Source organism: Pseudomonas argentinensis (assembly GCF_001839655.2).
In the GTDB taxonomy this organism is placed as follows: Bacteria; Pseudomonadota; Gammaproteobacteria; order Pseudomonadales; family Pseudomonadaceae; genus Aquipseudomonas; species Aquipseudomonas argentinensis_B.
The window spans coordinates 1,623,502-1,649,974 of record NZ_CP056087.1; the positions used below are offsets into that span (position 1 = coordinate 1,623,502).

The window sequence follows — 26,473 nt, forward strand, 5'->3', positions numbered from 1 at the left end:
GGCGGTGGACCAGCGTATCGCAGCGAGCCTGGGCTTCAACTGTCGAAAGCGTTTCTGATCCATTCCAGTGATGCGGGTCTGCCATGGCCTACGGCTATGACATCGAAACGGCAGGGATGTTTGGCCCAGCGCTTCTCCTGTTGCAGAAATTGCATGGCCGTGGCGATCAGCTTGTCACGCTTGCGCCTGTCGACGCTCTCGACCGCACCACCCCAGGCACTGTGCTTGCGGTAGCGCACTTCGGCGAATACTACTGTATCGCCATCGAGCATGACCAGATCGAGTTCGCCACGCTGACCGCGCCAGTTCTGGCAGATCAGGCGCAGGCCATGGCTCTGCAGATGCTCGCAGGCGAGGGCTTCGGCCGCTCGCCCGCTGACATGGCGCGGATCGTCACTCAATGTTGCTTTCGGGCAGGCGCTGGACCTGGCCATTGCTGAACTGCGCCCAGGGCAGCCGGCGCTCGACGCGCTGCGCGGCGTTCAGGCTCAGGTTGCCGGACAGGCCTTCGACGCGGCTGTCGGGCAGGGTCTTGAGCTGGTCGAGGCGCGGCGCCAGGCGGAAGGCATCCACGCCCATGGCGTACAGGCGGCCCAGGCTGCCGCCGGCCTGTGGCCACTGGCTGTTGACCTGTTGGCGCAGTGGGTCGTTGGCATCCAGCAACCACGGCGTTTCGCAGAAGCGGATACCGTCCAGGTCGCGGTACTGGGCCGCGCTCATGCTGCCGCTGAACAGGTGCGAGGTGGCGTACACCGGAACGTCGCCGGCGTACTGGTAGGCCAGGGTCGGCTTGATCTGCTGAGCCTGTTGCGGCGTGGCGGCGAGGAAGATGAAGTCCACGTCCTGGCGGCGCGAGGTGCCGTTGACCTGCAGCAGGCGGGCGACCTGGCTGGCCATGTCCACCGGCTGGTCGATCTGCTCGGCACCGAGGAAGGTGCCGCCGGCGGCTTGCCAGCTCTGACGGAAGGCGTCCAGTACGCGATTGCCCCAGTCGCCCTTGGGTACCAGGGCGACGGCGTTGCGCATGCCATCGGCCCAGGCGCGGCGAGCGACTTCGCGGGCCTCGTCCTCGGCGGCCAGGCCGAACTGGAACAGCTGGGCCGGGTTCTTGGCGCCCGGCTCGGCATAGTTCAGGGCCAGAGTGGTGATCGGCAGCTGGTCGCGGTTACCCAGCTGGGTGACCAGGTTCTTTTCCAGTGGGCCGATCACCAGCTCCACGCCATCGGCCTGGGCCTGGCGATAGAAGTCGTCCAGGGAAGTCAGGCGGGCGCTGTCGTACAGCTGGATCTGCGGTGGTTTCTCGCCGGCCTGCTGGGCCTGGTAATGGGCCGCCAGGAAGCCATCGCGCAGGGCGCGCGATACCGAGGCCAGCTGGCCTTCCTGGGGCAGCAGCAGGGCGATCTTCTCCAGCGGCTTGCTGGACAGCGCGCGCAGGTCGGCAAGGGCCTTGGGCAATTGCTTGGCCGCCGGATGGTTGGGGTGCTGGGCCAGCCAGTTGTCGATGGCGTCCTGCTGCTGCTTGAGCGTGCCGACGGTTTTCGCCACCCGGGCCAGGGACAGCCAGCCAGCCAGGTCGGCGTCGTCGGCGGTCGGGGCCGGCTCGGCCGGCAGGTTGCTGACCAGGCTCCAGATGTGGTCCTGATTGCGCTGCGCCTCGTCGCCACTCAGCAGCGGGGCTATAAACACGCGCTCGCGGGCGGCGGCGAGCACCTGGCCGTCCTTCTCCAGGGCGTTGGCGCGGGCCAGCTGGGTGCGCGTCTGTTGCTCGACCGGCAGTTCGCCGAGGCGGTCGAGGCTGGGGTGGGCCAGGGCGCCGAGGGCGGCCTTGGCATCGTTACGCGCCAGGGCCAGTTCGGCCTTGAGGGTGCTGGCGTAGATCTGCTGCGCCGGCTTGAGCAGTTGCAGGTCGACCTGCCCGAGAATGCTCTCGGCGCGTTGCGCGTTGCCCTGCTTGGCGGCCAGGTCGGCGGCCGAGAGGCGCAGCAACTGGGCGTCTTCGCTCTGGCTGGTGCCGGCTTGCTGGAGCATCTGCTCCACGCTGGCCTGGGGCGTGCGGGGCAGTTCGCCGAGGTTCGAGGAAGGCGAGCTGCTGCAGGCAACGAGCAGGCCGGCTAGGCAGAGTGCAGAGAGCGGACGCAGGCAGGCAATCATGTAAGCGATTCCGGTTCTTGAGCAAATGAGCACGGGATTGTACCCAAGGCACCGCCTTGGCGCGACGATGAAGGTGTTAACCGGTACGCAGAGGTCGCAGCTGCTCCCGTGCCGGCGACGGGTTTCCGCCTTGGCGGTTCGCTCGCGTTACAATGGCGGCTTTCCAGCTATTAGAAGAGGCATTGCCGTGATCGCTAATGACGCACCCCGATCCGCCACGGGCACCCTGTTCGTGGTGGCGACGCCCATTGGCAATCTCGACGACCTCAGTGCCCGGGCATTGAAGGTGCTTGGTGATGTGGCGCTGATCGCTGCCGAAGACACCCGGCACTCGGCGCGGCTGATGCAGCACTTCGGCATCGGTACGCCGCTGGCAGCCTGCCACGAGCACAACGAGCGTGACGAGGGCAATCGCTTCATCGAGCGCTTGCTGGCGGGTGACGATGTAGCGCTGATTTCCGATGCGGGCACGCCGCTGATCTCCGATCCCGGCTACCACCTGGTGCGCCAGGCGCGAGCCGCCGGGATTCGCGTGGTGCCGGTGCCCGGCGCCTGTGCGTTGATTGCCGCCCTGTCGGCTGCCGGCCTGCCGTCCGATCGCTTCGTCTTCGAAGGCTTTCTGCCGGCCAAGTCCGTGGGGCGGCGGGCGCGTCTCGAGCGGGTTCGCGAGGAGCCGCGCACGCTGATCTTCTATGAAGCGCCCCATCGTATCCTCGAGTGCCTGCAGGACATGCGCGAGGTATTCGGTGGCGAGCGCCAGGCGCTGCTGGCCCGGGAGCTGACCAAGACCTTCGAAACCCTGCAGGGTATGCCGCTCGAGCAGTTGTGCGAGTGGGTGGCGGGCGATGCCAATCAGCAGCGCGGCGAATGCGTGGTGCTGGTGGCGGGTTGGCAGGCGCCCGACGATGAAGCGGCGGTGAGTGTCGAGGCGCTGCGCGTGCTCGATCTGCTGCTTGCCGAAATGCCCCTCAAGCGTGCGGCAGCACTGGCGGCGCAGATCACCGGGGTGCGCAAGAACCTGCTCTATCAGGCTGCCCTGGAGCGCCAGAGGTGAGTGGACGCCATAAGCTGCTAGCCACAAGAAAAAACGGAGGTGGGCGCACGATCGGCGGGGCGAATTTATCCAAGGGGCGCCGCCGGGGTTCAGATGATCGCGAATGAATTCGCGTCCACAGACACTTTGGCGCTTTTGTTCTGGCTTGAAGCTTGTAGCTTGCCGCCTGCCTCTTTGTTACCCTTGTCAGCGGAGAGTCGATCGGACAGTCGCTGCCTTCCATCTGGAAGGGGGAGGAAAGTCCGGGCTCCATAGGGCAGAGTGCCAGGTAACGCCTGGGAGGCGCGAGCCTACGGAAAGTGCCACAGAAAACAACCGCCTAAGCGCTTCGGCGCCGGTAAGGGTGAAAAGGTGCGGTAAGAGCGCACCGCACGGCTGGTAACAGTCCGTGGCTAGGCAAACCCCACTCGGAGCAAGACCAAATAGGGTTCCATTGGCGTGGCCCGCGCTGGAACCGGGTAGGTTGCTAAAGACGTGCAGTGATGTACGTCGTAGAGGAATGGCTGTCCTCGACAGAACCCGGCTTATAGATCGACTCTCCACCTCCTTCTGCTTTCGCTTCATCCCCGCATTTCTAATACCGAAAAAATCTTACTCTTAACAAACTACTTTAAGTTCGTTGGGTAGGTTCCTGTATGTGGTTGTTTTTTAGCCATCTTTCCCGCTTTGGGCGCTCGTCCCACATCTCATTTATTCGCTAAATCTCCGTTCTATAAGGAATTTTCCGTTCTGACCCGCCTTGACGGTGGGGTATGCGCGTTCCTATAGTGTGCTCCGGTGGTAAAAAGTGGCATGAAGTGGGTTTTTTTGGATGCGGATGGCTGAATAAAGGGGAAACGCGATCGTGTTTCGCGGAGCTAACGCCATAAGTCTTGACGCCAAGGGGCGGCTCGCGATGCCAAGTCGGTATCGGGACGAGCTCGTTTCGCGTTCGGCTGGCCAGCTCATCGTCACCATCGATGCCATCGATCCCTGCCTTTGTGTCTACCCCTTGCCGGAGTGGGAAATCATCGAGAACAAGCTGCGCGAGCTGGCCTCCTTCCGTGAAGAGAACCGCCGCCTGCAACGTCTGCTGATTGGTAATGCCGTCGATCTCGAGCTGGATGGCAGTGGTCGTTTCCTGGTTCCACCGCGTCTGCGCGAGTACGCCAAGCTGGACAAGCGCGCGATGTTGGTGGGGCAGCTCAATAAATTTCAACTGTGGGACGAGGATTCCTGGAATGCCGTGGCCGATGCCGATCTGGCCGCCATCAAACAACCGGGTGCTCTTTCCGATGACCTTCGTGACCTGATTCTGTGAACATGACCGCTACCTTCCGCCATATCACCGTGTTGCTCGAGGAAGCCGTTGCGGCGCTCTCGCTGCGCGCCGACGGCTGCTATGTGGACGGCACGTTCGGGCGGGGAGGACATAGCCGGCTGATCCTGGAGAGGATCGGTCCAGGCGGTCGCTTGCTGGGGTTCGACAAGGACCCTCTCGCAATCGCGACAGGAAATACGCTGGCGGCCGAAGACGGCCGCTTTGTCGTTGTGCAGCGCAGCTTTGCGGAACTTGGTGATGAGCTCGCTGTCCGCGGCCTTGCCGGTCAGGTCAGCGGCATTCTGCTGGATCTGGGCGTGTCCTCGCCGCAGCTCGATGACGCCGAGCGCGGCTTCAGCTTTCTCCATGACGGCCCGCTGGACATGCGCATGGATCCCTCGCGGGGCGTCAGCGCTGCGCAGTTCATTGCCAGCGCCGATGAAGACGAGATCGCCCGGGTATTCAAGGAATACGGTGAAGAGCGTTTCGCCAAGCGCATGGCGCGCGCCGTGGTGGCCCGCCGCCAGGAGCAGCCGTTCGAGCGCACCGCCGACCTGGCGCAGGTGCTGACCGTGGCCAATCCCGCCTGGGAGAAAGGCAAGAACCCGGCGACCCGCGCGTTCCAGGGCCTGCGCATTCACGTCAACAATGAGCTGGGCGACCTGCAGCGCGGCCTCGACGCCGCGCTGGAAAACCTCGAAGTAGGCGGTCGTCTGGTGGTGATCAGCTTCCATTCCCTGGAAGACCGCATCGTCAAGCAGTTCATGCGCAAGCACGCCAAGGGCGAGATGGACAAGCTGCCCCGTGACCTGCCCATCATTCCAAAGGCCTTCGAGCCGCGCCTGAAACTGATCGGCAAGCCGCAGTTCGCCTCCGAGGCCGAGCTCAAGGCCAACCCACGCTCGCGCAGCGCGGTCATGCGCGTCGCGGAGAAACTGCGATGAGCGGCTTGAGCATCAAGCGTTTCCCCAAGGGCAGCCTGCTGATGCTGGTGCTGTTCGTCGCCGTGCTCGGTTCCGCGCTGGCGGTGTCCTATAGCGCGCACTGGAATCGCCAGCTGCTCAACAGCCTGTACGGCGAGCTCAGCGTGCGTGACAAGGCGCAGGCCGAGTGGGGGCGGTTGATTCTCGAGCAGAGCACCTGGACGGCCCACAATCGGATCGAGACCCTGGCCAGCGAACAGCTGAAGATGCGCATCCCTGACGCCGCCGAAGTGCGCATGGTGGCGCCATGATGAAGCTCGAGGGGGCTCTGTACCCATGGCGCTTCCGCCTGGTCATGCTACTGCTGGCGCTGATGGTGGCGGCCATCGCGGCGCGTATCTTCGAGTTGCATGTGTTCGACCATGACTTCCTCAAGGCCCATGGCGACGCGCGCAGCGTGCGGCATATCCCGATCCCGGCGCACCGCGGGTTGATCACCGATCGTAACGGCGAGCCGCTGGCCGTCAGTACGCCGGTCACCACCCTGTGGGCCAACGGCAAGGAGCTGCAGGCCGGCAAGGCGCAATGGCCGGTGCTGGCGGCTGCCCTCGGCCAGGAGCCCAATGCCTTCGCCCAGCGCCTGCAGGCCAATGCCGAGCGCGAGTTCATGTACCTGGTGCGCGGCCTGACCCCCGAGCAGGGGCAGCGGGTGCTCGATCTCAAGGTGCCGGGAGTGTACTCCATCGAGGAGTTTCGTCGTTTCTATCCGGCTGGCGAAGTGACCGCCCATATGGTCGGCTTCACCGACATCGACGACCGTGGTCGCGAGGGCGTCGAGCTGGCGTTCGAGGACTGGCTGGCCGGCGTTCCTGGCAAGCGTCAGGTGCTCAAGGATCGTCGCGGTCGTCTGATCCGTGATGTGCAGGTCACCCAGAACGCCAAGGCCGGCAAGGCGCTGGCGCTGTCCATCGACCTGCGCCTGCAGTACCTGGCGCACCGTGAGCTGCGCAACGCCCTGGTCGAGTTCGGTGCCAAGGCCGGCAGCCTGGTGATGCTCGACGTGAAGACCGGCGAGATCCTCGCCATGGTCAATCAGCCGACCTACAACCCGAACAACCGTCGCAACCTGCAGCCGGCGGCCATGCGCAACCGCGCCATGATCGACGTGTTCGAGCCGGGGTCGACCATGAAGCCGTTCTCCATGAGTGCCGCCCTGGAAACCGGGCGCTGGAAACCCACCGACAAGGTCGACGTGCAGGGCGGTACGCTGCAGATCGGCCGCTACACCATCAAGGACGTGTCCCGCGCGCCGGATGGCGTGCTCGACCTGACCGGCATTCTGATCAAGTCCAGTAACGTGGGCATGAGCAAGGTCGCCTTCGATATCGGCGGTGCGGCTATCTATGACGTGATGCAGCAGGTCGGTCTGGGCCAGGACACCGGCCTGAGTTTTCCCGGTGAGCGCGTCGGCAACCTGCCCAACCACCGTGAGTGGCGCAAGGCGGAAACCGCCACCCTTTCCTACGGCTATGGCCTGTCGGTAACCGCCGTGCAGCTGGCCCATGCCTATGCGGTGCTCGGCAACAACGGGCGCAGCGTGCCGATGTCGCTGACCCGTACCGACCGCGTGCGCGACAGCGTGCAGGTGATTCCCGAAGACGTCGCCCATACCCTGCAGGGCATGCTGCAGCAGGTGACCGAGGCGCCGGGTGGCGTGTTCCGCGCCCAGGTGCCGGGTTACCACGTGGCCGGCAAGAGCGGCACGGCGCGCAAGACCGCTTCCGGTACCAAGGGCTACCAGGCCAATGCCTATCGCTCGCTGTTCGCCGGTTTCGCGCCGGCCAGCAACCCGCGTATCGCGGTGGCCGTGGTCATCGACGAGCCGAGCAAGAGCGGCTACTACGGCGGCCTGGTATCGGCTCCCGTGTTCAGCCGTGTGATGGCCGGCGGCCTGCGCCTGATGAACATCACCCCGGACAACCTGCCCGAGACCACCGCGGCGCAAGTCGATGCGCCAGTTGCGACGACTGACGATGGAGGGCGCGGCTGATGCCCATGCCATTGAACCAGTTGTTGCCCCAGGCGAGCAGCGGCGTGCTGATCCGTGAACTGACTCTCGACAGCCGCCAGGTGCGTCCCGGTGACCTGTTCCTTGCCGTGCCCGGCACTCGCCAGGACGGCCGCGTGCATATCGCCGATGCGATTTCCCGTGGCGCCGCCGCGGTTGCCTATGAAGTCGACGGCTCGCTGCCGATGAGCGCCGAAAGCGCCGAACTGGTCGCCATCAAGGGGCTGGCAGGGCAGCTCTCGGCCATCGCCGGGCGCTTTTACGGCGAGCCGAGTCGTGGCCTGCACATGGTTGGCATCACCGGCACCAACGGCAAGACCAGCGTCAGCCAGCTGCTGGCCCAGGCCCTGGACCTGCTCGGCGAGCCGTGCGGCATCGTCGGTACCCTTGGCAACGGCTTCTACGGTGCGCTGGCCCAGGGTCTGCACACCACGCCGGATCCGATCGGCGTGCAGGCGACCCTGGCCGGGCTGAAGAAGAACGGCGCACGGGCGATCGCCATGGAGGTGTCCTCCCATGGCCTGCACCAGGGCCGGGTTGCCGCGCTGGATTTCGACGTGGCGGTGTTCACCAACCTGTCGCGCGATCACCTCGATTACCACGGTTCGATGGAGGCCTATCAGGCAGCCAAGGCTGCACTGTTCGCCTGGCCGAGCCTGCGTGGCCGGGTGATCAACCTGGACGACGCCATGGGCCGCGAACTGGCTGCCCAGGAGCGCGAGTCGCGGCTGATCGGCTACAGCCTGCAGGATTCGAGCGCCTATCTGTTCTGCCGCGATATCCATTTCGATGACCAGGGCGTGCGCGCCACGCTGGTCACCCCACGTGGCGAGGGCAGCCTGCGCAGCGCGCTGCTGGGGCGCTTCAACCTCAGCAACCTGCTGGCCGTGGTGGGTGCGCTGGTGGCCATGGATTACCCGCTGGACGAAATTCTCAAGGTGCTGCCGCGTCTGCAGGGGCCGATCGGCCGCATGCAGCGCCTGGGCGGCCAGCAGGCCCCGCTGGTGGTGGTCGACTACGCCCACACCCCGGACGCGCTGGAGCAGGTGCTGGGTGCACTGCGCCCCCACGTCACGGGGCGCCTGCTGTGCCTGTTCGGCTGCGGGGGCGACCGTGATCGCGGCAAGCGTCCGCTGATGGCCGAAGTGGTCGAGCGCCTCGCCGACGCCGCCCTGGTCACCGACGACAACCCACGCAGCGAGTCGCCCGCGCAGATCTTCGACGACATTCGTGCGGGTTTCGGCAACGCCGGGCAGGTGCGCTTCCTGCACGGCCGCGGCACCGCGATCGCCCAGCTGATTGGCGAAGCCCAGGTGGGCGACGTGGTCGTACTGGCCGGCAAGGGCCATGAGGATTACCAGGAAATTGACGGCGTGCGTCAGCCGTTTTCCGATCTGCAGGAGGCCGGTCGTGCACTGGCCGCATGGGAGGCGGCACATGCTTAAGGCGTTACGGTTGAGCGAAGTGGCCGGCGCCCTGAGCGCCCGCCTGGTAGGCGACGACTGCGCCTTTGCGGCCGTCAGCACCGACAGCCGCAGCATCGTGCCGGGCCAACTGTTCGTCGCCCTGAGCGGCCCGCGTTTCGATGGGCACGACTACCTGGCCCAGGTCGCCGCCAAGGGTGCCGTCGCGGCGCTGGTGGCGCGCGAGGTCGCGGACGTCGACCTGCCGCAGCTGGTGGTGGCCGATACCACCCTGGCCCTCGGCCAGTTGGGCGCACTCAATCGCCAGGCCTACGGTGGCCTGCTGGCCGCCGTGACCGGCTCCAGCGGCAAGACCACCGTCAAGGAAATGCTCGCCGCCATCCTGCGCGCGGCCTGTGCCCAGGACGGCGGCGCGGTGCTGGCGACCCGCGGCAACCTGAACAACCAGCTGGGCGTACCGCTGACCCTGCTGGAGCTGGGCCCGGAGCATACCGGCGCGGTCATCGAACTGGGCGCCTCGGGTATCGGCGAGATCGCCTACACCGTCGGCCTGACCAAACCGCAGGTGGCCATCATTACCAATGCCGGCAATGCCCATGTGGGTGAGTTCGGTGGCCCCGAGAACATCGTGCTGGCCAAGGGCGAGATCCTCGAAGGCCTGGGCGAGGCCGGCATTGCCGTGCTCAACCGTGACGACCTGGCCTTCGAGCGCTGGGTCGAGCGTGCCGCCGGTCGCCGCATACTGAGCTTCGCCCTGCGTGACAGCCGCGCCGATTTCCATGCCCTCGAGCTGAGCCGCGATCCCCGTGGTTGCCCGGCATTCACCTTGTTCTGCCACGAGGGCCAGGCTCGCGTGCAGCTGAATCTGCTCGGTGAGCACAACGTGGCCAATGCACTGGCCGCCGCTGCGGCTGCCCATGCCCTGGCGGTACCGCTGGTGGCCATCAAGAACGGCCTGGAAAGCCTGCTGCCGGTCAAGGGCCGGGCCGTGGCGCAACTGGCGCGCAACGGCGCCCGGGTCATCGACGACACCTATAACGCCAACCCCGCTTCGATCTGCGCGGCCATCGACATCCTCGCCGGTTTCTCCGGTCGCAAGGTACTGGTGCTGGGCGATATCGGCGAGCTGGGCGCCTGGTCGGAGCAGGGTCACCGCGACGTCGGCGCCTACGCAGTCGGCAAGGCCGATGTGCTCTATGCGGTCGGCCCGCAGATGAAACACGCCGTGCAGGCCTTTGGCGCCGGAGGCCGGCATTTCGCCGATCAGGCCGCGCTGATCGACGCGGTACGCGCCGAGCCCGGCGACAGCACCATTCTAATTAAAGGTTCACGCAGCGCCGCGATGGAAAACGTCGTCGCCGCGCTGTGTGGCGACAGTGGGGAGAGTCACTAAATGCTGCTGCTGCTGGCAGAGTATCTGCAACAGTTCCACAAGGGCTTCGCGGTCTTTCAGTACCTTACCCTGCGCGGGATTCTCGGCGTGCTGACGGCGCTGGCGCTAGCGCTGTTCCTCGGCCCCTGGATGATTCGTACCCTGCAGATCCGCCAGATCGGCCAGGCGGTGCGCAACGACGGCCCGCAATCGCACCTGTCCAAGAAGGGCACGCCGACCATGGGCGGCGCGCTGATTCTCTCGGCCATCGCCGTCAGCACCCTGCTGTGGGCCGACCTGAGCAATCGCTACGTGTGGGTGGTGCTGATCGTCACCCTGCTGTTCGGCGCCATCGGTTGGGTCGACGACTACCGCAAGGTGATCGAGAAGAACTCGCGCGGCCTGCCGAGCCGCTGGAAGTACTTCTGGCAGTCGGTGTTCGGCATCGGCGCGGCGACCTTCCTTTATATGACTGCGCAGACGCCGATCGAAACCACCCTGATCGTGCCGCTGCTCAAGGACGTGAGCATTCCGCTGGGCATCGGCTTCGTGGTGCTGACCTATTTCGTCATCGTCGGCTCCAGCAACGCGGTGAACCTCACCGACGGCCTCGACGGCCTGGCGATCCTGCCCACGGTGATGGTCGGCGGCGCCCTGGGCATCTTCTGCTACCTGTCGGGCAACGTTAATTTCTCCGAGTACCTGCTGATTCCCTATGTGCCGGGCGCTGGCGAGCTGATCGTGTTCTGCGGCGCATTGATCGGCGCCGGCCTGGGCTTTCTGTGGTTCAACACCTACCCGGCGCAGGTGTTCATGGGCGACGTCGGCGCGCTGGCGCTGGGCGCCGCGCTGGGCACCATCGCCGTGATCGTGCGTCAGGAAATCGTGCTGTTCATCATGGGCGGCGTGTTCGTGATGGAAACCCTGTCGGTGATCATCCAGGTCGCCAGCTTCAAGCTGACCGGCAAGCGGGTGTTCCGCATGGCACCGATTCACCACCATTTCGAGTTGAAGGGTTGGCCCGAACCACGGGTCATCGTTCGTTTCTGGATCATCACCGTCATTCTGGTGTTGATCGGCCTCGCTACCTTGAAATTGCGTTGAGGACAAGATGAGCCTGATCGCTTCCGACCAATTCCGCATCGTTGTCGGCCTCGGCAAGAGCGGCATGTCCCTGGTGCGCTACCTCGCGCGCCAGGGCGTGCGCTTTGCCGTGGTCGATACCCGTGCCAATCCGCCGGAGCTGAGCACCTTGCGTGAACAGTTCCCGCAGGTCGAAGTGCGTTGTGGCGAGCTGGACGTGGAGTTCCTCAGCCGCGCCAGCGAACTGCTGATCAGCCCCGGTCTGGCCGTGGCCACCCCGGCGCTGCAGGAAGCGGCCAGGCGTGGCGCCAAGCTGTCCGGTGACATCGACCTGTTCGCTCGCGCAGCGAAGGCGCCGATCATCGCCATCACCGGCTCCAACGCCAAGAGCACCGTGACCACCCTGGTCGGCGAGATGGCCGCTGCCTCCGGGCGCAAGGTCGCCGTGGGTGGCAACCTCGGCACGCCGGCGCTGGATCTGCTGGCCGATGACGTCGAGCTTTACGTCATCGAGTTGTCCAGCTTCCAGCTGGAAACCACCGAGCTGCTCAACGCCGAAGTGGCCACCTGCCTGAACGTCAGTGAAGACCACATGGATCGCTACGCCGATCTGCCGGCCTACCACCTGGCCAAGCACCGCATCTTCCGTGGCGCCCGCCAGGTGGTGGTCAACCGTGACGATCCGCTGTCGCGGCCGATGATCGCCGACCAGGTGCCATGCTGGAGCTTTGGCCTCGGCAAGCCGGACTTCAAGCGTTTCGGCCTGCTCGAGGAGAACGGCGAGAAATACCTGGCCTATCAGTTCGACGCGCTGCTGCCGGTACGGGAGCTGAAGGTGCGCGGCGCCCATAACCAGTCCAATGCCCTGGCGGCGCTGGCGCTCGGTCACGCCGTGGGCCTGCCGATGGCCGCCATGCTCGACACCCTCAAGGCCTTCACCGGCCTGGCGCACCGCTGCCAATGGGTTGGCGAGCGCGCGGGCGTGAGCTACTACGACGACTCCAAGGCCACCAACGTCGGGGCGGCCCTGGCGGCCATCGAAGGCCTGGGCGCCGATATCGCCGGCAAGCTGGTGCTGATCGCCGGTGGCGACGGCAAGGGCGCCGACTTCTCCAGCCTGCGCAAGCCGGTGGCGGCCCACTGCCGCGCCGTGGTGCTGCTCGGCCGCGACGCCGACAAGCTGGCCGCGGTACTGGACGGCGCCGTGGACATCCTGCGCGTCGACAGCCTGCAGGCCGCCGTCGAGCAGGCTGCACGCCTGGCCCAAGGCGGCGACGCGGTGCTGCTGTCGCCGGCCTGCGCGAGCCTGGACATGTTCAAGAATTTCGAAGAGCGCGGGCGTCTGTTCGCCCAGGCCGTGGAGGCGCTCGTCTGATGCTGTCCTTCCTGCGCCCTTATCCGTCTCCGCTGTTCAGCCGTCGTGGCCTGGACATGGACTTCCCGATGCTCGCCGGCTGCCTGGCGCTGCTCGGCCTCGGCCTGGTGATGATTTCCTCGGCGTCCACCGAGGTGGCGGCGGTGAACACCGGCAGCCCGCTGTACTACATGATCCGCCACCTGATTTACCTGGCCATCGGCCTGGGCGCTGCCGGGGTGGTGCTGATGGTTCCGCTGGCCACCTGGCAGCGTCACAGCTGGCTGCTGCTGCTGGTGGCCGTGGTCCTGCTGATATTGGTACTGCTGCCCGGCATCGGCCGCGAGGTCAACGGTGCCAAGCGCTGGATCGGTTTCGGTGCATTCAACATCCAGCCCTCGGAGATCGCCAAGGTCTTCGTGGTGCTCTATCTCGCCGGCTACCTGGTGCGGCGCCAGGAAGAGGTGCGCGAAAGCTGGGCAGGCTTCTTCAAGCCCTTCGTGGTGTTGCTGCCCATGGCCTTCCTGTTGCTGCTCGAGCCCGACTTCGGCGCGACCGTGGTGATGATGGGATCGGCGATGGCCATGCTGTTCCTGGGCGGCGTCGGCCTGTTCCGTTTCCTGCTGATGGTGGCCCTGGCGGTCGGTGCGGTGTTCGTGCTGGTACAGACCCAGGAATACCGCCTGCAGCGCCTGATCACCTTTACCGATCCCTGGGCCGATCAATATGGCTCCGGCTACCAGCTGACCCAGGCACTGATCGCCTTCGGGCGTGGCGAGTGGCTGGGCGTCGGCCTGGGCAACAGCATCCAGAAGCAGTTCTACCTGCCCGAAGCGCACACCGACTTCGTGTTCTCTGTACTGGCCGAGGAACTGGGCCTGGTCGGCGCACTGGTCACCGTCGGCCTGTTCGTGTTCGTCTGCGTGCGCGCCCTGTACATCGGTCTTTGGGCAGAAAAAGCCAAGCAGTATTTCTCCGCCTACGTGGCCTTCGGCCTGAGCTTCCTGTGGATCGGCCAGTTTTTGATCAACATTGGCGTGAACATCGGCCTGCTGCCGACCAAAGGCCTGACCCTGCCGTTCCTGAGTTATGGCGGCAGTTCCCTGGTCATCTGCTGCGTCAGCCTGGCACTGCTGCTGCGCATCGAGTGGGAAGCGCGCAATGGCCTGGGCAGCGAAGACGTCGAGTTCGACGAGAGCGACTTCCCCGAGCCCGAGCGGGAGGTGCAGCATGCCCGGTAACGTGCTGATCATGGCGGGCGGCACCGGCGGCCATGTGTTCCCGGCGCTGGCCTGTGCCCGCGAATTCCAGGCACGCGGCTACCGCGTGCACTGGCTGGGCACGCCGCGCGGCATCGAGAACGAACTGGTCCCGGCCGCCGGCCTGCCACTGCACCTGATCCACGTCAGCGGCCTGCGCGGCAAGGGCAAGCTGTCGCTGCTCAAGGCGCCCCTGCAGCTGATCAAGGCGCTGTTCCAGGCCCGCAAGGTGGTGCGCGAGCTGCAGCCGGTGTGCGTGCTCGGCATGGGCGGCTATGTGACCGGCCCGGGCGGCCTGGCGGCCAAGCTGGCCGGCGTGCCGCTGATCATCCACGAGCAGAATGCCGTGGCCGGTACCGCCAATCGCAGCCTGGTGGCATTCGCCAGCCGGGTCTGCGAGGCTTTCCCCGACACCTTCGCCGCGTCGGACAAGCGCCGCACCACCGGCAACCCGGTGCGCGAGGAGCTGTTCCTGGAAACACCCCGCGATGCGCTGACCGGTCGTCGGCCACGCCTGCTGATTCTGGGTGGCAGCCTGGGTGCCGAACCGCTGAACAAACTGCTGCCGGAAGCGCTGGCGCGGGTTTCCGCCGAGTTGCGCCCGGAAGTCTTCCACCAGGCCGGCAAGCAGCACGCCGAGGTGACCGGCGAACGATACAGGGCAGCGGGCGTCGAAGCGCAGGTCGCGCCCTTTATCAGCGACATGGCCCGCGCCTACGCCTGGGCCGACCTGGTGGTCTGCCGCTCCGGCGCGCTGACCGTCAGCGAACTGGCTGCCGCCGGCCTGCCGGCTTTCCTGGTGCCGCTGCCCCACGCGATCGACGACCACCAGACGCGCAATGCCAGCTATCTCGCGAAGGACGGCGCCGCCGTCCTTCTGCCACAACGCTCCACTGACGCTGCCGATCTGGCAGCGCAGCTGACCGAGGTCTTGATGCACCCCGAACGACTCAAACAAATGGCCAGCACCGCACGTCGCCTGGCCAAGCCCGATGCTACCCGTACCGTCGTCGACGTCTGCCTGGAGGTGGCCCGTGGCTAAGTCTCCCGCAGCGGTCAAGGCAGAAGTGCGGCGCATGCGCCGTATCCGCCGTATCCACTTCGTCGGTATCGGCGGTGCCGGCATGTGCGGCATCGCCGAAGTCCTGCTCAACCTGGGCTACGAAGTGTCCGGCTCCGATCTGAAAACCTCGTCGGTGACCGAGCGCCTGGAGAATTTCGGCGCGCAGATCTTCATCGGCCACCGCGCCGAGAACGCCGAGAGCGCCGACGTGCTGGTGGTGTCCAGCGCCATCAACACCTCCAACCCGGAAGTGGCCACCGCGCTCGAGCGCCGCATTCCCGTGGTGCCGCGCGCCGAGATGCTCGCCGAGCTGATGCGCTACCGCCATGGCATCGCCGTGGCCGGCACCCATGGCAAGACCACCACCACCAGCCTGCTGGCCTCGGTGTTCGCCGCCGGCGGCCTGGACCCGACCTTCGTGATCGGCGGCCGCCTCAATGCCGCCGGCACCAACGCCCAGCTGGGTTCCAGCCGCTACCTGATCGCCGAAGCCGACGAGAGCGATGCCAGCTTCCTGCACCTGCAGCCCATGGTGTCGGTGGTGACCAACATCGACATGGACCACATGAGCACCTATGAGGGCGACTTCAACAAGCTGAAGAAGACCTTCATCGAGTTCCTCCATAACCTGCCGTTCTATGGCCTGGCCGTGGTCTGCGTGGACGACCCGGTGGTACGCGAGATCCTCTCCCAGGTCGGCCGCCCGACGGTGACCTACGGCTTCAGCGAAGACGCCGACGTGCGCGCCATCAACGTGCGCCAGCAGGGCATGCAGACCTTCTTCACCGTGCTGCGCCCGGACTGCGAGCCGCTCGACGTGTCGGTGAACATGCCCGGCAACCACAATGTGCTCAATGCCCTGGCGACCATCTGCATCGCCACCGACGAAGGCATCAGCGACGACGCCATCGTTCAGGGGCTGTCGCAGTTCCAGGGTGTCGGTCGGCGCTTCCAGGTTTATGGCCAACTGCCGGTCGACGGCGGCGAGGTGATGCTGGTCGACGATTACGGCCATCACCCGCGCGAAGTCGCGGCGGTGATCAAGGCCGTGCGTGGCGGCTGGCCGGAGCGGCGCCTGGTGATGGTGTACCAACCGCACCGCTACAGCCGTACCCGCGACCTGTACGACGATTTCGTGCAGGTGCTGACCGACGCCAACGTGCTGCTGCTGATGGAGGTCTACCCGGCCGGCGAAGAGCCGATCCCCGGTGCCGACAGCCGCCAGCTGTGCCACAGCATTCGCCAGCGCGGCCAGCTGGACCCCATCTATATCGAGCGCGGCGCCGACCTGGCGCCGCTGATCAAGCCGCTGCTGCGTGCTGGCGACATCCTGCTGTGCCAGGGCGCCGGTGACATCGGCGGCGTAGCCCCACAACTGCTGCAGAGCCCGCTGTTCAGCGCGCAAGGTCAACGCCAATGAGTGCCGACACCCTGAAATCCCAACTGCCGGTCTCGGCATTCGGCCGCGTCGCCGTGCTGTTCGGTGGCAAGAGCGCCGAGCGCGAGGTATCGCTCAAGTCCGGCAACGCCGTGCTGAGCGCGCTGCAGAGCGCCGGCGTGGACGCCTTCGGCATCGACGTGGGCGATGACTTCCTTGCCCGCCTTACGGGCGAGAAGATCGACCGCGCCTTTATCGTGCTGCACGGCCGTGGCGGTGAAGACGGCAGCATGCAGGGCCTGCTCGAATGCGCCGGCATCCCCTACACCGGCAGTGGCATCCTCGCCTCGGCCCTGGCCATGGACAAGCTGCGCACCAAGCAGGTATGGCAGAGCCTGGGCCTGTCGACGCCGCGCCATGCGGTGCTGGCCAGCGTCGACGATTGCCGCCGCGCCGCGGACGAGCTGGGCTTCCCGTTGATCGTCAAGCCGGCCCATGAAGGCTCGAGCATCGGCATGGCCAAGGTCGGCGACGTCGATGCGCTGATCGCCGCCTGGCAGGACGCCGCCTGCTACGACAGCCAGGTGCTGGTCGAGCAATGGATCCATGGTCCGGAATTCACCATCGCCATGCTGCGTGGCCAGGTGCTGCCACCGATCGCCCTGGGCACCTCCCACAGCTTCTACGACTACGACGCCAAGTACCTGGCCGATGACACCCAGTACCGTGTGCCCTGTGGCCTGTCCGCCGACAAGGAGGCCGAGCTGAAGGCCCTCACCGCCCGTGCCTGCGAAGCCGTGGGCACCCAGGGCTGGGCACGCGCCGACGTGATGCAGGATGCCGACGGGCGTTTCTGGCTGCTGGAGGTGAACACCGTCCCGGGCATGACCGACCACAGCCTGGTGCCGATGGCGGCGCAGGCGGCCGGTCTGAATTTCCAGCAGCTGGTGTTGGCGATTCTCGCCGACAGCGTCGAGGCTCGGGGGTAAGCATGGGCGCCGTCCTTCGTCATCAGCCAGGTTCAGGCGCGCCGGTACGCGGCAAGGCCGTGCCGCGTGGCGCGAGCCGCCTGGTGGCCAAGGAGCCGATCAGCGTGCGTTTGCCGCGGCCGAATTTCAGCCTGCTCAAGCGCCTGAGCTGGCCGGTGATGCTGCTGGTGCTGGGCTTCGCCGCCTATGAACTGTCGCTGCGGCTGCTGCCCTACGCCGACCGGCCGATCGCCAAGATCAGCGTGGAAGGCGACCTGAGCTACATCAGCCAGCAATCGGTACAGCAACGCATTGAACCTTTTGTCAGTGCGAGCTTCTTCAGTGTCGACCTTGTCGGTATGCGCCACGAGCTGGAGCAGATGCCATGGATCGCCCACGCCGAAGTGCGCCGGGTGTGGCCCGACCAGGTGATGGTGCGCCTGGAAGAGCAATTGCCGATCGCCCGCTGGGGCAACGAGGCGCTGCTCAACAACCAGGGCCAGGCGTTCGCGCCCAAGGAGCTGGCGCATTACGAGAATTTGCCGCAACTGGACGGCCCGAAGCGGGCCCAGCAACAAGTGATGCAGCAGTATCAGGTGCTGAGCCAGATGCTGCGCCCAATGGGATTCACCGTGGCACGCCTGGAGCTGCGTGAGCGTGGTAGCTGGTTCCTGACCACGGGGCAGGGAATCGAAGTGCTGCTGGGGCGCGACCATCTGGTGGAAAAAATACGTCGTTTCGGTGCCATCTACAGCAAGGCGCTGAAGGATCAGAAAGACAATATCGCGCGGGTCGATCTGCGCTACGCCAACGGCCTGGCCGTCGCGTGGCGCGAGCCGCCGGCACCGGTAGCGGTCGATACCGCTGCGGTGCAGTGAATCAGGAGAGAAGGCAAGAGTCATGGCAAACGTGCAGAGCGGCAAGATGATCGTCGGTCTCGACATCGGTACCTCCAAGGTGGTGGCGCTGGTGGGCGAAGTGACGGCCGATGGCCAACTGGAAATCGTCGGCATCGGCACCCACCCATCGCGCGGCCTGAAGAAGGGCGTGGTGGTCAATATCGAGTCCACCGTGGCGTCGATCCAGCGCGCGGTCGAAGAGGCCCAACTGATGGCCGGCTGCCGCATTCACTCGGCGTTCGTCGGCGTGGCCGGTAACCATATCCGCAGCCTGAACAGCCACGGTATCGTCGCCATCCGCGACCGCGAAGTCAGCAGCGCCGACCTGGAACGGGTACTGGATGCTGCCCAGGCGGTGGCCATTCCGGCTGACCAGCGGGTACTGCATACCCTGCCCCAGGACTACGTGATCGATAACCAGGAAGGCGTACGTGAGCCCCTGGGCATGTCCGGCGTACGCCTGGAAGCCAAGGTGCACGTGGTCACCTGCGCGGTGAACGCGGCGCAGAACATCGAGAAGTGCGTGCGCCGTTGCGGCCTGGAAGTCGACGACATCATCCTCGAGCAACTGGCTTCCGCCTACGCGGTACTGACCGACGACGAGAAGGAGCTGGGCGTGTGCCTGGTCGACATCGGCGGCGGCACCACCGACATCTGCATCTTCACCGAAGGCGCGATTCGCCACACCGCGGTGATCCCGATCGCCGGCGACCAGGTCACCAACGACATCGCCATGGCGCTGCGTACCCCGACCCAGTACGCCGAGGAGATCAAGATCCGTTACGCCTGCGCCCTGGCCAAGCTGGCCGGCGCCGGCGAAACCATCAAGGTGCCGAGCGTCGGTGATCGTCCGCCGCGCGACCTGTCGCGCCAGTCCCTGGCCGAGGTGGTCGAGCCGCGTTACGACGAGCTGTTCACTCTGATCCAGGCCGAACTGCGTCGCAGCGGCTACGAGGATCTGATCCCGGCGGGCATCGTGCTCACCGGTGGTACGGCGAAGATGGAAGGCGCGGTCGAACTGGCCGAGGAAATCTTCCACATGCCGGTCCGCCTCGGTGTGCCCCACAGCGTCAAGGGGCTCAGCGACGTGGTCCGCAACCCGATTTACTCGACGGGCGTTGGCCTGTTGATGTATGGCCTGCGCAAGCAGTCCGACGACATCCCGATGCCCGGCAATGGCGGGTACGGCGATGAAACCAAGGCACCGGTTCTGGAGCGGCTCAAGCGCTGGATCCAGGGCAATTTCTAATGTGGGCGACGCGGCACGGGCGTGTGCGGCGTCACCGGCAGTAGGCGTTAAAACTAGAAAATACAGGAGAGAGACCATGTTTGAACTCGTAGACAACCTTCCGCAAAGCGCGGTCATCAAGGTCATCGGTGTCGGTGGTGGCGGCGGCAACGCAGTCAACCACATGGCCAAGAGCAACATCGAAGGCGTCGAATTCATCTGCGCCAACACCGATGCTCAGGCACTGAAGAACATCGGCGCCCGTACCGTGCTGCAACTCGGTACCGGCGTCACCAAGGGTCTGGGCGCTGGCGCCAACCCGGAAGTCGGCCGTCAGGCGGCCATCGAAGACCGTGAGCGCATCGCCGAAGTGCTGCAGGGCTGCGACATGGTGTTCATCACCACCGGCATGGGTGGCGGTACCGGTACCGGTGCGGCGCCTGTCATCGCCGAAGTGGCCAAGGAGCTGGGCATCCTCACCGTTGCGGTGGTGACCCGTCCGTTCCCGTTCGAAGGCCGCAAGCGCATGCAGATCGCCGACGAAGGCATCCGCGCGCTGCAGGAAAGCGTCGACTCGCTGATCACCATCCCCAACGAGAAGCTGCTGACCATCCTCGGCAAGGACGCCAGCCTGCTGTCCGCCTTCTCCAAGGCCGACGACGTGCTGAGCGGTGCCGTTCGCGGTATCTCCGACATCATCAAGCGTCCGGGCATGATCAACGTCGACTTCGCCGACGTGAAGACCGTGATGAGCGAAATGGGTATGGCGATGATGGGCACCGGCTGCGCCAGCGGTCCGAACCGTGCGCGTGAAGCGACCGAAGCGGCCATTCGCAATCCGCTGCTCGAAGACGTCAACCTGCAGGGTGCTCGCGGCATTCTGGTCAACATCACCGCCGGTCCTGACCTGTCCCTGGGTGAGTACTCCGACGTGGGTAACATCATTGAACAATTCGCTTCCGAGCACGCCACCGTCAAGGTCGGCACCGTGATCGATCCGGACATGCGTGACGAGTTGCACGTGACCGTGGTCGCCACCGGTCTGGGCGCGCGCATGGAGAAACCGGTCAAGGTGGTCGACAACACCGTTCAGGTGGCCGCTGCCCAGCCCGTCGCGCCGGTAGCGGCTCCGGCTCGCGCCGAGCAGAACGTCAACTACAAGGACTACGAGCGCCCGACCGTCCAGCGCCAGAGCCATGGTGGCGCAGCCACTGCGGCGAAAATGAATCCGCAGGACGACCTGGATTACCTGGACATTCCGGCCTTCCTGCGTCGTCAGGCGGATTGATGAAATCTATCAGGAGCATGAAGGTGATTGGTGTTCAGCAAAGGTCGGTTCTGCTATTATCGCCAGCCTTTGTTGAAAACAATTCGCACCTAGCGTAATAGCGGCCAGACCCATGATCAGACAACGCACCCTGAAGAACATCATCCGCGCCACGGGTATCGGCCTGCACTCCGGGGAGAAGGTTTACCTGACCCTGAAGCCGGCTCCGGTGGATACCGGCATCGTGTTCCGTCGTACCGACCTCGACCCTGTGGTGGAGGTGAGGGGGCACGCCCTGAACGTCGGTGAGACCACCATGTCGACCACCCTGGTCAATGGTGATGTCAAGGTGGATACGGTAGAGCATCTGCTTTCGGCCATGGCTGGCCTGGGCATCGATAACGCCTACGTCGAGCTCTCCGCCTGTGAAGTGCCGATCATGGATGGCAGTGCGGGTCCCTTTGTTTTCCTGATTCAGTCGGCTGGTCTGCAAGAGCAGGACGCCCCCAAGAAGTTCATCCGCATCACCCGTGAAGTGACCGTGACGGACGGCGACAAGCGCGCCACCTTTGTGCCGTTCGATGGCTTCAAGGTAAGTTTCGAGATCGACTTCGATCACCCGGTATTCCACGACCGCACCAAGACCGCGAGTGTTGATTTCTCCAGCACCTCGTTCGTCAAGGAAGTCAGCCGTGCCCGCACCTTCGGTTTCATGCGTGATATCGAATTCCTGCGCTCGCACAACCTGGCGCGCGGCGGCAGTGTGGACAATGCCATCGTGGTGGACGAAGACGGCGTGCTCAACGAAGACGGCCTGCGTTACGAGGACGAATTCGTCAGGCACAAGATTCTCGATGCGATCGGTGACCTCTATCTGCTCGGCAACAGCCTGATCGGTGAGTTCCGCGGCTACAAATCCGGCCATGGCCTGAACAACCGTCTGCTGCGTGCCTTGATCGCACAGCCGGATGCTTGGGAAGTGGTGACGTTCGAAGACGCCGACACTGCTCCGATCTCTTACATGCGCCCGGCTGCGGCGGTGTAACGCACTCTCTCCTAGTTTTATCTTTCAAGGCCACCTTCGGGTGGCCTTTTTTTTTCCGCCTTCAGGCTCCCCGACAAACGGGCGGCAGCGAGCGATGCCGCGATGGACAAGCGCGCTGCATTTTCAGTCGTCATTTTTCTGGCGCCAATGATTGGCGATCCTAACGGGCTGACCGCTTTACGAATCGCTGCGGCGGCGATGGCTGGCGAGACGTTCCAGAGCGGCCTTAAGACGCGGGTCACTGACCCCTTCGGCGGTTTCCTGGATGCTGTCGGCGGCGCTGTCGGAGAGCTCGAAGGGGCGTGGCGCCTCGGGTTTCTCGCCGCTGCGAGGTTGCACCTTGAAGAGGATTTTCGTTAAGGTCGCGAACGTTTCCAGCGCCTGCAACTGCCTTTGCAGGCGTTTTTGCTGATAACGCAGCCGGGTGGCCCAGTGGCCGTCGGTGACGATCAGCAGCAGACAGCCTTCTCGCCACGATGCCACGCGACAGTGTTCACGGGCGGCAGGCTGCAGCTGGCTTTCCACCACCTGTTGCAGGTGGTCGAGGCGTTGAGCCTGATTGAACAGGGCTTTCAGCGGCTTCGCCTCGCGCAGGAGCGCGGCGGGCGCCTTGGCCGGCAAGGGACGAAAACTCATGGCAGGAAGCCTGCGACTTTTGGGGCCCTCATGGTAGCAGAACCTCTGCTGCCCGCTCGGGTTCCACTTTCTTCAGATGGGGATGTCATGCACATCATTTTGCTCAGCCGGCGCCATGGCGCCGCGCGCTCGCTCAGCCTCGACCTGCGCTGGCTGCTGGCCGGCCTGCTGCTCTTGACCGCGCTGGCGGTGGGCGGGGGGCGGCGCTGGGCGCCTGGATGGCACCGCAATCGGTGCCGGTACTGGACAGCGCCGTGGTCAGCCAGGCACTCGATGCCCAGCGCGAGGAAGTCGGCGCGGTGCGGGTCGACGCCCAGCGCCAACTGGATGCCTTCGCCGCCCATGTCGCCGAGCTGCAGGCGCGCCTGACCCGCCTCGACGCCCTCGGCGAGCGGCTTACCGAGCTGGCCGAACTGGACGCCAGCGAATTCGATTTCTCCCTGGGCGTGGGGCAGGGCGGGCCCGAAGAGCCCCTGGGCGGGGCGGCCTATGCGCCGCCACCGTTCATGAGCACGCTCGATGAGCTGGCCCTGCGCATGGACAGCCGCGAGCAGCAGCTCGAAGTACTGGAGCAACTGCTCGCCGACCGCCGCCTCGACGAGGCGGCCATGCTGTCCGGCCACCCGGTACTGCAGGGCTACGTATCCTCACCGTTCGGCCGGCGCGTCGACCCGCTGACCGGGCGCATCAGCGTACACAAGGGCGTGGACTTCGCCGCCAAGGCGGGCAGCGACGTGGTGGCGGTTGGCGCCGGTGTGGTGACCTTCGCCGGACGCCGCAACGGCTATGGCAACACCGTGGAAATCAGCCATGCCGATGGCTACGTCACCCTGTATGCGCACAACCGCAGCAACATCGTACAGGTCGGCGATCTGGTCCAGCGCGGCCAGGCCATCGCCACGGTCGGCAGCACCGGGCGCTCGACCGGCAACCATGTGCACTTCGAAGTCAGCCGCAACGGCGAGCTGGTCAATCCGCACAGCTACATCGCCCGCGTCAGCGACGAGCCCTGACCGAGCCGGCCGAGGCCGGCTCGCGCCCTGCCGATGGCCCTGTGCCAATCGCGCTGCTTTCTTCAATTTCGTTTCCGGGTAGAATGCCCCCTTCGCACGCAGCCATAAGGCTGCATGGGCGACTCACGGGGCCGCCCTCCATTCATAGCGTGGAAGATCCTGTCGATATGTTTGCGCCTTTGTTGAAAAAACTCTTTGGAAGCAAGAACGAGCGTGAAGTCAAACGCATGCTCAAGGCGGTTCAGGCCGTCAATGCATTCGAGGAGCAGATGCTCGCGCTCTCCGATGAGCAACTGCGTGCCAAGACCGAAGAATTCAAGGCCCGCCTGGCCAAAGGCGAAACCCTGGATCAACTGCTGCCCGAAGCCTTTGCCGTCGCCCGCGAGGCGGGCAAGCGCGTCATGGGCATGCGCCACTTCGACGTCCAGCTGATCGGTGGCATGACCCTGCACGAAGGCAAGATCGCCGAGATGCGTACCGGTGAGGGCAAGACCCTGGTCGGCACCCTGGCCGTCTACCTCAACGCCCTGGAAGGCAAGGGCGTGCACGTGGTCACGGTCAACGACTACCTGGCCCGCCGCGACGCCAACTGGATGCGCCCGCTGTACGAATTCCTCGGCTTGTCGGTGGGTATCGTCACGCCGTTCATGCCGCCGGAAGAGAAGCGCGCCGCCTATGCTGCCGACATCACCTACGGCACCAACAACGAATTCGGCTTCGATTACCTGCGCGACAACATGGCCTTCAGCTTGGACGAGAAATTCCAGCGCGAGCTGAATTTCGCGGTGATCGATGAAGTCGACTCGATCCTTATCGACGAAGCCCGTACGCCGCTGATCATCTCCGGTCAGGCTGAAGACAGCTCGAAGATGTACACCGAGATCAACCGCCTGATTCCTCGCCTCAAGCAGCACATCGAGGAAGAAGAGGGTGTGGTCACCCAGCAAGGCCATTACAAGGTCGACGAGAAGAGCCGCCAGGTCGAGCTCAACGAAGACGGCCATCAGGTCATCGAGGACATGCTCACCCAGGCCGGTTTGCTGGCCGAGGGCGAGAGCCTCTATTCGGCGCACAACCTGGGCTTGCTGACCCACGTCTATGCCGGCCTGCGTGCCCACACCCTGTTCCATCGCAACGTCGAGTACATCGTGCAGAACGGCCAGGTCATCCTGATCGACGAGCACACCGGGCGTACCATGCAGGGCCGTCGCCTGTCCGAAGGCCTGCACCAGGCCATCGAAGCGAAGGAAGGCGTACAGATCCAGGCCGAAAGCCAGACCCTGGCCTCGACCACCTTCCAGAATTACTTCCGTCTCTACACCAAGCTGGCCGGCATGACCGGTACCGCAGACACCGAAGCCTTCGAATTCCACCAGATCTACGGTCTGGACGTGATGGTCATTCCGACCAACAAGCCGATCGCCCGTAAGGACTTCAACGACCTGGTCTACCTGACCCAGGAAGAGAAATACGCCGCGATCATCAACGACATCAAGGAATGCCAGGCCCAGGGCCGCCCGATTCTGGTCGGCACCGCGACCATCGAGACCTCCGAGTACATGTCGCGCCTGCTCGAGCAGGAAGGCATCGAGCACAAGGTGCTCAACGCCAAGTTCCACGAGAAGGAAGCCGAGATCATCGCCCAGGCCGGTCGCCCCGGTGCGCTGACCATCGCCACCAACATGGCCGGTCGGGGTACCGACATCCTGCTCGGCGGTAACTGGGAAGTGGAAGTCGCGGCCCTGGAGAACCCCACCGACGAGCAGGTCGCGCAGATCAAGGCCGACTGGCAGAAACGTCACCAGCAGGTACTGGAGGCCGGCGGTCTGCACGTGATCGCCTCCGAGCGTCACGAGTCGCGACGTATCGACAACCAGCTGCGGGGCCGTGCCGGTCGCCAGGGGGATGCCGGTTCCAGCCGCTTCTACCTGTCCCTGGAAGACAGCCTGATGCGCATCTTCGCCTCCGACCGGGTGAAGAACTTCATGAAGGCCCTGGGCATGCAGCCGGGCGAAGCCATCGAGCACCGCATGGTGACCAACGCCATCGAGAAGGCGCAGCGCAAGGTCGAAGGCCGCAACTTCGATATGCGTAAGCAGCTGCTCGAATACGATGACGTGGCCAACGAGCAGCGCAAGGTCATCTACCACATGCGCAACACCCTGCTGGCCGCCGACAACGTGGGCGAGACCATCGAGGACTTCCGCAAGGAAGTGCTGGACAGCACCATCGATGCCCACATGCCGCCGCAGTCGCTGCCCGAGCAGTGGGACATCGCCGGCCTGGAGGAGGCGATCTACGCGGGCTTCAACCTGCGCCTGCCGATCCAGCAGTGGCTCGACGAAGACGACAAACTGTACGAAGACACCCTGCGCGAGCGCATCCTCAAGGAGCTGGTGGACGCCTACAACGAGAAGGAAACCCAGGCCAGCGCCGAAGCCCTGCGTACCTTCGAGAAGCAGATTCTGCTGCGCGTGCTCGACGACCTGTGGAAAGACCACCTGTCGACCATGGATCACCTGCGTCACGGTATTCACCTGCGTGGCTACGCGCAGAAGAACCCGAAGCAGGAGTACAAGCGCGAGTCCTTCACCCTGTTCCAGGAACTGCTGGATTCGATCAAGCGCGACGCCATTCGCGTGCTGTCCCACGTGCAGGTACGCCGCGAGGATCCGGCCGAGGAAGAGGCGCGGCTGCGCCGCGAGGCCGAAGCCATGGCCCAGCGCATGCAGTTCCAGCACGCCGAAGTGTCCGCGCTCGACGAGCCGGAAGCCGAAGGCCAGGAAGGCGATGTCGCCGTGGCGGCCGCCCCGGTACGCGCCGAGCAGAAGATCGGCCGCAACGAGCTGTGCCCGTGCGGTTCCGGCAAGAAGTACAAGCACTGCCACGGTCAGGTCAACTGAGAACCTGAACTCGACTAGCTGCGCGTCGGCCCTGCGGCGTTGAAAACAGGCTCGGACTGCTCATGTACACCAGTACACTCCGCGT

21 protein-coding genes, 1 other RNA gene and 1 pseudogene are annotated in these 26,473 nt (G+C 65.1%); 20 read left to right on the forward strand and 3 right to left on the reverse strand.

All coding sequences use genetic code 11. The annotated features are described in order from the left end of the window. Positions 1-35: 35 nt before the first annotated feature. Both SA190iCDA_RS07135 and SA190iCDA_RS07140 read right to left on the reverse strand, forming a co-directional pair. Positions 36-401: a YraN family protein gene (locus SA190iCDA_RS07135; RefSeq protein WP_236101077.1), complete on the reverse strand. Its 366-nt coding sequence runs from the start codon at positions 399-401 to the stop codon at positions 36-38. Next, entirely contained in the window at positions 394-2,151 is a 1,758-nt protein-coding gene (locus SA190iCDA_RS07140) for a penicillin-binding protein activator (RefSeq protein ID WP_070884245.1), read from the reverse strand. The genes SA190iCDA_RS07135 and SA190iCDA_RS07140 overlap by 8 nt, the downstream gene beginning before the upstream one ends. 187 nt (positions 2,152-2,338) lie before the next feature. On the opposite strand from SA190iCDA_RS07140, the gene rsmI reads away from it, so the two are divergent. The 18 genes from rsmI (at position 2,339) to lpxC (ending at position 21,836) form a co-directional block, all read left to right on the forward strand. Beyond that, the gene (gene rsmI, locus SA190iCDA_RS07145) at positions 2,339-3,205 is read left to right on the forward strand and encodes a 16S rRNA (cytidine(1402)-2'-O)-methyltransferase (protein WP_070884244.1); all 867 of its coding nucleotides are present in this window, start codon (positions 2,339-2,341) and stop codon (positions 3,203-3,205) included. A 193-nt stretch (positions 3,206-3,398) separates the two neighbouring features. After that, positions 3,399-3,748: RNase P RNA component class A (rnpB, locus tag SA190iCDA_RS07150), an RNA gene on the forward strand. A 301-nt stretch (positions 3,749-4,049) separates the two neighbouring features. Next, positions 4,050-4,505 (forward strand): division/cell wall cluster transcriptional repressor MraZ, encoded by a 456-nt coding sequence (gene mraZ / locus SA190iCDA_RS07155; protein WP_013792660.1) that lies wholly within the window; start codon positions 4,050-4,052, stop codon positions 4,503-4,505. A gap of 2 nt (positions 4,506-4,507) precedes the next feature. After that, positions 4,508-5,449, forward strand: coding sequence for a 16S rRNA (cytosine(1402)-N(4))-methyltransferase RsmH (rsmH, locus tag SA190iCDA_RS07160; protein ID WP_139159436.1), 942 nt, complete (start codon positions 4,508-4,510; stop codon positions 5,447-5,449). Beyond that, a complete protein-coding gene (ftsL, locus tag SA190iCDA_RS07165) occupies positions 5,446-5,739 on the forward strand; it encodes a cell division protein FtsL (protein WP_070884242.1) in 294 nt (97 codons plus the stop codon). The genes rsmH and ftsL overlap by 4 nt, the downstream gene beginning before the upstream one ends. After that, entirely contained in the window at positions 5,739-7,478 is a 1,740-nt protein-coding gene (locus tag SA190iCDA_RS07170; protein WP_236101246.1) for a peptidoglycan D,D-transpeptidase FtsI family protein, read from the forward strand. Before ftsL ends, SA190iCDA_RS07170 begins: the two co-directional genes overlap by 1 nt. Then, on the forward strand, positions 7,478-8,941 hold the full coding sequence (locus tag SA190iCDA_RS07175) for a UDP-N-acetylmuramoyl-L-alanyl-D-glutamate--2,6-diaminopimelate ligase (protein WP_070884240.1): 1,464 nt from the start codon (positions 7,478-7,480) through the stop codon (positions 8,939-8,941). The genes SA190iCDA_RS07170 and SA190iCDA_RS07175 overlap by 1 nt, the downstream gene beginning before the upstream one ends. After that, positions 8,934-10,313, forward strand: coding sequence for a UDP-N-acetylmuramoyl-tripeptide--D-alanyl-D-alanine ligase (locus SA190iCDA_RS07180; RefSeq protein WP_070884239.1), 1,380 nt, complete (start codon positions 8,934-8,936; stop codon positions 10,311-10,313). Before SA190iCDA_RS07175 ends, SA190iCDA_RS07180 begins: the two co-directional genes overlap by 8 nt. Beyond that, positions 10,314-11,396: a phospho-N-acetylmuramoyl-pentapeptide-transferase gene (gene mraY / locus SA190iCDA_RS07185; protein WP_070884238.1), complete on the forward strand. Its 1,083-nt coding sequence runs from the start codon at positions 10,314-10,316 to the stop codon at positions 11,394-11,396. It begins immediately after the preceding gene. A 7-nt stretch (positions 11,397-11,403) separates the two neighbouring features. Continuing rightward, a complete protein-coding gene (gene murD, locus SA190iCDA_RS07190) occupies positions 11,404-12,750 on the forward strand; it encodes a UDP-N-acetylmuramoyl-L-alanine--D-glutamate ligase (RefSeq protein WP_070884237.1) in 1,347 nt (448 codons plus the stop codon). Next, the gene (gene ftsW, locus SA190iCDA_RS07195) at positions 12,750-13,970 is read left to right on the forward strand and encodes a putative lipid II flippase FtsW (protein WP_070884236.1); all 1,221 of its coding nucleotides are present in this window, start codon (positions 12,750-12,752) and stop codon (positions 13,968-13,970) included. The genes murD and ftsW overlap by 1 nt, the downstream gene beginning before the upstream one ends. Then, a complete protein-coding gene (murG, locus tag SA190iCDA_RS07200; protein ID WP_070884235.1) occupies positions 13,960-15,030 on the forward strand; it encodes an undecaprenyldiphospho-muramoylpentapeptide beta-N-acetylglucosaminyltransferase in 1,071 nt (356 codons plus the stop codon). Before ftsW ends, murG begins: the two co-directional genes overlap by 11 nt. Before the next feature lie 34 nt (positions 15,031-15,064). Next, complete coding sequence (gene murC / locus SA190iCDA_RS07205) at positions 15,065-16,471, forward strand: UDP-N-acetylmuramate--L-alanine ligase (protein ID WP_070884234.1); 1,407 nt, start codon at positions 15,065-15,067, stop codon at positions 16,469-16,471. Continuing rightward, the gene (locus tag SA190iCDA_RS07210; RefSeq protein ID WP_070884233.1) at positions 16,468-17,418 is read left to right on the forward strand and encodes a D-alanine--D-alanine ligase; all 951 of its coding nucleotides are present in this window, start codon (positions 16,468-16,470) and stop codon (positions 17,416-17,418) included. Before murC ends, SA190iCDA_RS07210 begins: the two co-directional genes overlap by 4 nt. Before the next feature lie 2 nt (positions 17,419-17,420). Further along, positions 17,421-18,275 carry a cell division protein FtsQ/DivIB gene (locus SA190iCDA_RS07215; RefSeq protein ID WP_070884232.1) on the forward strand — a complete coding sequence of 285 codons (855 nt, stop codon included), beginning with the start codon at positions 17,421-17,423 and terminating at the stop codon, positions 18,273-18,275. A 22-nt stretch (positions 18,276-18,297) separates the two neighbouring features. Continuing rightward, entirely contained in the window at positions 18,298-19,545 is a 1,248-nt protein-coding gene (gene ftsA / locus SA190iCDA_RS07220) for a cell division protein FtsA (RefSeq protein ID WP_013792647.1), read from the forward strand. Positions 19,546-19,621: 76 nt separating this feature from the next. Beyond that, on the forward strand, positions 19,622-20,812 hold the full coding sequence (ftsZ, locus tag SA190iCDA_RS07225) for a cell division protein FtsZ (RefSeq protein ID WP_070884231.1): 1,191 nt from the start codon (positions 19,622-19,624) through the stop codon (positions 20,810-20,812). 112 nt (positions 20,813-20,924) lie between these two features. Next, positions 20,925-21,836: a UDP-3-O-acyl-N-acetylglucosamine deacetylase gene (lpxC, locus tag SA190iCDA_RS07230; RefSeq protein WP_070884230.1), complete on the forward strand. Its 912-nt coding sequence runs from the start codon at positions 20,925-20,927 to the stop codon at positions 21,834-21,836. 177 nt (positions 21,837-22,013) lie between these two features. On the opposite strand, the gene SA190iCDA_RS07235 is transcribed toward lpxC, so the two are convergent. Further along, the gene (locus SA190iCDA_RS07235) at positions 22,014-22,472 is read right to left on the reverse strand and encodes a DUF721 domain-containing protein (RefSeq protein WP_070884229.1); all 459 of its coding nucleotides are present in this window, start codon (positions 22,470-22,472) and stop codon (positions 22,014-22,016) included. An 87-nt stretch (positions 22,473-22,559) separates the two neighbouring features. Here SA190iCDA_RS07235 and SA190iCDA_RS07240 point away from each other — a divergent pair. Both SA190iCDA_RS07240 and secA read left to right on the forward strand, forming a co-directional pair. After that, positions 22,560-23,485: pseudogene (locus SA190iCDA_RS07240) on the forward strand (M23 family metallopeptidase). Between the two features lie 167 nt (positions 23,486-23,652). Beyond that, positions 23,653-26,388 (forward strand): preprotein translocase subunit SecA, encoded by a 2,736-nt coding sequence (gene secA / locus SA190iCDA_RS07245; protein ID WP_070884227.1) that lies wholly within the window; start codon positions 23,653-23,655, stop codon positions 26,386-26,388. Positions 26,389-26,473: the final 85 nt, after the last annotated feature.